Annotated in this window: 4 protein-coding genes and 1 pseudogene; 2 read left to right on the top strand and 3 right to left on the bottom strand. The window is 68.0% G+C overall.

Translation table 11 applies throughout. The annotated features are described in order from the left end of the window. Together T336_RS25580 and T336_RS25585 are read right to left on the bottom strand one after the other, a co-directional pair. On the bottom strand, positions 1-323 hold a 323-nt coding region (locus T336_RS25580; RefSeq protein ID WP_035227006.1), incomplete at its 3' end, for a transposase. 54 nt (positions 324-377) lie between these two features. Continuing rightward, a complete protein-coding gene (locus tag T336_RS25585) occupies positions 378-1,211 on the bottom strand; it encodes a hypothetical protein (protein WP_244884010.1) in 834 nt (277 codons plus the stop codon). 617 nt (positions 1,212-1,828) lie between these two features. Between T336_RS25585 and T336_RS0122270 the strand changes: the two genes are divergently transcribed. Both T336_RS0122270 and T336_RS0122275 read left to right on the top strand, forming a co-directional pair. Further along, a complete protein-coding gene (locus T336_RS0122270; RefSeq protein WP_026434179.1) occupies positions 1,829-4,168 on the top strand; it encodes an FdhF/YdeP family oxidoreductase in 2,340 nt (779 codons plus the stop codon). Positions 4,169-4,206: 38 nt separating this feature from the next. Further along, the gene (locus tag T336_RS0122275) at positions 4,207-5,319 is read left to right on the top strand and encodes a catalase family protein (RefSeq protein WP_026434180.1); all 1,113 of its coding nucleotides are present in this window, start codon (positions 4,207-4,209) and stop codon (positions 5,317-5,319) included. A gap of 77 nt (positions 5,320-5,396) precedes the next feature. Here T336_RS0122275 and T336_RS27650 read toward each other — a convergent pair. Continuing rightward, positions 5,397-5,525: pseudogene (locus T336_RS27650) on the bottom strand (IS30 family transposase); the annotation flags it as partial.

Consider the following 5,525-nt stretch of genomic DNA (forward strand, 5'->3'; position numbering starts at 1 on the left):
ACGGCTTCCTTGAGGATTTCGTTCTCCAGGGTCTTCTTGCCGAGCACGCGCTGTAGCTTGGCGATCTCTGCCCGGGCCGCCGCCAGCTCCGATGCCGGCACCACGGCTTCACCCGCGGACACGGCCGTCAATGCCCCCTGGCGTTCGAGCTTGCGCCATTGGAACAGCAACCCCGCCGAGACACCTTCCTGGCGCGCTACCAGCGACACGCTCATGCCCGGCTCGTAGGTGCGCCGCACCAGGGCCGCTTTCTCGGCCAGGGACCAGCGCCTGCGGCGCTGGTCCTTCACCACTACCTCTACTGACTCCGTATGCCTAGTCATATGCACAGTCCTGCTCCTATCTCCAAAGATAAGCGACAGGACGGGGCCGGGGAATCAGGGGGCTATCTCAACCCGGCCGTTGCCCGTCTTCAGCACCTGGCCCTTGATCTCCCCTTTACCCATACTCTGGTTGAACGGGAAAGTCTGGAGATCCTTCTCCTCAGGCGCTTTGGGGGCCACATCGATATCCAGCATCACCATCCGGACAGTTTCTGCAATGGACTCGCGCATGGCATTGCGGAAAGGAGCCGCCCCCTGCGCCGCCCACAGCGCGAGCGATTCCCTGCCGCCAGGCCCCACGGGTGCCGATTGATAGCGAAGTTGCCCGCGCTGGCTCGGCATCTGGGAATCCGATTCGCCGGGCCGCAGCCAGATGCCGACCATCGACTCCACGTCGAACGTGCGGAAGTCCATGCTCAACGTGTATCTGGGAAGGATGACCAGCAGCGCCTGCCCCGGCAGGAGATCGGAGCGCAAACAGGCGAGTTCGTCTTTCGACACGGCGCGGGGCGTCGTCGTAAACCGGCTGATCTTGATCGGATAACCGGAAAGCTCCTGCCGGATCGACTCGTTGAATTCCTTGCGGTAATCCACATCCTCGATGGCGGCATAGAAAGGGCCGAGCGCGCTTTGAGACTCCTTCACCCGATTGTTCGTGATGTGGCTGTCGATCATGGCGCCAATCAGGCCGTGGGCAGCGCCGCCCGTGGAAGGTTGCACAGCGGCAATCACCTCGTCCTGCACCACCACCACATGGGCCGTGAGTTCGGTGACCTTGCTGCGTTGCTCGGGAGTCAGGCTCGTCCGCAGGGGCGACGCGCAAGCGCCAAGGAGCAGCGCGACGGAAAGCATCGCGATGAGTCGTAATCGGTACATGAAGACTTTCAACGGGGTGGATGGGCTTTGACTGGCGCGTCGCCCTGACGCAGCTGCGCCGATTTCTTGCTTCAGCGGGCAATCAGTCTTGCCTCACTGATGAGCAATTATATTTTTCATAAAGTTACACAGGAAAAATAAAGATACACACTCAGGCAGCACTGGGCCAGCGACGCAGGTACGGGCGCGGCAGTCCTACGCCACTGGCAAACGCACGCCTCGATAGTGGGCAGTCCGTGACTGCCGACCTGCTATCTACGTTCAGGAGACGCCCCAATGGCCACCGATCCCGCACACCACCCCTTGCACCAGGTTCCCGATGAGCTGCCGCGTCCGCCCGGAGACCTCCCTCCCGCGCCGCCCCCTTCACAGCCACCGGCGCCATCCAGCGCATCGCCCCTGCCGCCCTGAAACCAGCCGGGCAAAAGCCGAATTGCGAACGGTGGAGCACCTGCCGAGCTCGGCCTGGCCTCCTACGCCGCCGCCACGGCCCGGCTGACGCCTGCGGCCGGGCTGCCACGCGCACAGTGGAGCACCCCTCACCCCTCCGTGGCCCGCATGCGCCTCCATCACGCCCTCTTCCGTTTCTCACGCCGCCTGGCGACCGTTGCCCCGGCCAGGGAGGCGCGATGAGCTCCCGTGCCACGCCCCCTGTAGAACCCATCCCGCCCTATCCGCACGCCGCCGGCGGCTGGGGTTCGATGAAGGCCGTCGCCGCCAGCGTCCTCAAGGAGGGCGCACCGCTCACCACGCTCGCCGCCCTGCGGCACCAGAACAAGGCCGACGGCTTCGCCTGCACGGGCTGTGCCTGGGGCAAGCCGGCCAGGCCGCGTGCCGCCGAGTTCTGCGACAACGGCGCCAAGGCCACCGCATGGGAGCTCACAGACAAGCGCGCGGGCCCGGATTTCTTCGCGCGCCACACGCTGTCCGAACTGCGGCAGTGGTCCGACCTCGACCTCGAAAGCGCGGGCCGCCTGACCGAGCCCCTGCGCTACGACGCTGCGCAGGATCGGTATGTGGCCGTCACCTGGGACGAAGCCTTCGCCGGCATCGGCCATGCGCTGAAGGAGCTGCGCGCCGAAGACCCTCAAACTGCCATCTTCTACGCCTCCGGCCGCGCCTCGCTCGAAACCAGCTACATGTACCAATTGCTGGCCCGGTTGTACGGCAACAACAACCTGCCCGACAGCTCGAACATGTGCCACGAGAGCACGTCGGTCGCGCTGCCGGAAACCATCGGCGTGCCGGTGGGCACCGTGCGGCTCGAAGACTTCGAGCACGCCGAGGCGATCTTCTTCTTCGGCCAGAACGTCGGCACCAACAGCCCGCGCATGCTCCACCCGCTACAGGAAGCGCGCGAGCGCGGCGTACCCGTGGTGACGTTCAACCCCATCAAGGAGCCCGGGCTCCTGCACTTCGCCAACCCGCAGTCGCCCGTGGACATGCTCACGCCCAAGGACACGGCGATCAGCACCCAGTACCTGCAGGTGCGCAACGGCGGCGACCTCGCCGCCCTCACGGGCCTGTGCAAATGGCTCATCGAGGCCGACGACGAGGCGCAGATGCACGGTGCCCTCCGCGTGCTGGACGTGGACTTCATCGCGCAGCACACGCAGGGCATCGACGCGTTCGCCGCCGCGATGCGCGCGAGCCGCTGGGACGACATCGAGCGGGACAGCGGCCTCTCGCGCGCCGCGCTCTCGCAGGCCGCGCAGACCTATGCGCAGGCCGGCGCGGTGATCGCCGTGTACGGCATGGGCCTGACCCAGCACCGCCACGGCGTCGCCAACGTGCAGATGGTGAGCAACCTGCTGCTGCTGCGCGGCAACATCGGCAAGCCGGGCGCGGGCATCTGCCCGGTGCGCGGCCACTCCAACGTGCAGGGCCAGCGTACCGTCGGCATCACGGAAAAGCCCGAACTCGCGCCGCTGGACCGCCTCGCCGAGCTCTACCGCTTCGAGCCCCCGCGCCACAAGGGCCGCGACACCATCGCGACCTGCGAGGGCATCATCGACGGCTCGGTACGCGCCTTCATCGGCCTGGGCGGCAACTTCGTGCGCGCCGCGCCCGACACGCGCCGGCTGGAAGCGGGCTGGGGCCGCCTGCGGCTCGCCGTGCACGTGGCCACGCGCCTGAACCACACCCACACCGTGCCCGCGCAGGACACCTACCTGCTGCCCTGCCTCGGCCGCATCGAGGTGGACACGCAGGCCACCGGTCCGCAGACCGTGTCGATCGAAGACTCCATGGGCGTGATCCACCCGTCGCACGGCGTCGCCGCCCCCGCCGCGCCCACGCTGCGCTCCGAGGCCGCGATCGTCGCCGGCATCGCCCGGGCCACGCTGCCGGAGAACCCGCACGTCCCCTGGGAGGCCTGGACGGGTGATTACACGCTCGTGCGCACCGCCATCGAAGCCACCTGGCCGGACATCTTCCGGGACTTCCACCACCGGCTGCGCGAGCCCGGCGGCCTGCCCAAGCCCAACGCCGCTCGGGAGCGGCAATGGAAGACCGCCAGCGGCAAGGCCTGCTTCGTGGTGCCCCCGGCCGGCGCCGGCACGGTGCAGGACGCCGAGGTACTGCACCTCATGACCCTGCGCAGCGAGGACCAGTTCAACACCACCGTCTACAGCCTGACGGACCGCTTCCGCAACATCCACGGCACGCGCAACGTGCTGCTGATGCATCCGGACGACATGGCCCGCCGCGGCCTCGCGCAGGGCGACGCCGTGCACGTCACCACCGCGGTGGATGACGGCCATTCGCGCCAGCTCTCGGGCCTGAAAGCGGTGCCCTTCGACCTGCCGGCCGGCTCCGTGGCGGGCTACTTCCCTGAGTGCAACCCGCTGGTGCCGCTCGGCCACCACGCGGACAAGAGCCACGTTCCCGCATCCAAATGCATTCCGGTGCGCGTCGAGCGGACCACGGCCAGCGTCCCGGTCCCTCCGGCCCAGCCAGCGCAGCACTGAGCACCACGTTTCACCCCACATCTCCCAGCGCCGCCACCATGCCCCACTCCACCCCCACGCCGCCGCCCCATCCCCTGCCCTACAGCCCGGAATACGAAGTCCCCGAAGAGGACGAAGAGCAGACCAACGCGGAACTGCTCGCGGCCATGCGCCGCATCAGCGAGACCGTCGCCAAGGACGAAGGCCGTGCCTACCGCAGCGTGCACGCCAAGTCCCACGGCATCCTGCACGGCACCCTGGAGGTGCTGCCCCTGCTGCCGCCGCTCGCGCAGGGCCTGTTCGCACGGTCCGGCACGCACGACGTCGTGATGCGGCTCTCCAGCACGCCGGGCGACCTGCTGGACGACAGCGTCTCCACGCCCCGCGGCCTGGCGCTCAAGGTACTGGGCGCGGACGGCCCCCGGCTGGATCCAGCCGACGGCCTCGCCGAGCAGGACTTCCTCATGGTCAACGGGCCCGTCTTCACCGCGGCCACGGCGAAGCAGTTCCTGCGCAGCCTCAAGCTCCTGGCCGCCACCACCGACAAGGCCCCGCAGGCCAAGAAGATCCTCTCGGCCGCCCTGCGCGGGCTCGAGAGCCTCGTCGAGCAGGCCGGCGGCGAAAGCGCGACCCTCAAGGCCATGGGCGGGCACCCGGCCACCCATCCGCTGGGAGAAACCTATTTCACGCAGGTGCCGCTGCTGTTCGGCCCCTACATGGCCAAGTTCTGCCTGGCCCCTGTGTCGCCGGAGATCGCGGCCCTGAAGGAAGCGCCCGTGGACCTCTCCGCCAGCCCGCACGCACTGCGCGATGCGGTGTCGGGCACCTTGCGCACCCACGGCGGCACCTGGGAGCTGCGCGTGCAGCTGTGCGTGGACATCGAGAAGATGCCGCTGGAGGACGCCTCCGTGGATTGGCCGCAGGACCTGTCACCCTACGTGGCCGTCGCGCGCATCCACGTCCCCGCCCAGGCAACCTGGGACCCGGAGCACAGCCCCCGGGAAGACGACCGCCTGTCCTTCAGCCCCTGGCGCGGCCTGGCCGCGCACCGTCCCCTGGGCTCGATCATGCGCGTGCGCCGCGCGGCCTATCCGGCGGCGGCACGGTACCGGCAGGCATTCAATGCGGGGGAGATCCGGGGCGAGGGGGAAGGCAAGTCCACCGCTGAGTGACGGGACGGGTTACAGCTCAAAAGCTGGGCGGTCTCAAACCTGAAGTGCAACACCTCGATTGAGAGGGAGTTTCTGTTTCAGTGAATGGTAGCGTCCTGCCGCTGCGCAATGGCCTGCATGAACTGCTGGAACGCTTGATAGGGAGAGCGCCATCCCAAGGTCTCGCGAGGGCGGTTGTTCATGAGGTCAGCAATCGAATCGAGCGC

The sequence above is a fragment of the Paracidovorax oryzae ATCC 19882 genome, from assembly GCF_000687165.1.
Taxonomy (GTDB): domain Bacteria; phylum Pseudomonadota; class Gammaproteobacteria; order Burkholderiales; family Burkholderiaceae_C; genus Paracidovorax; species Paracidovorax oryzae.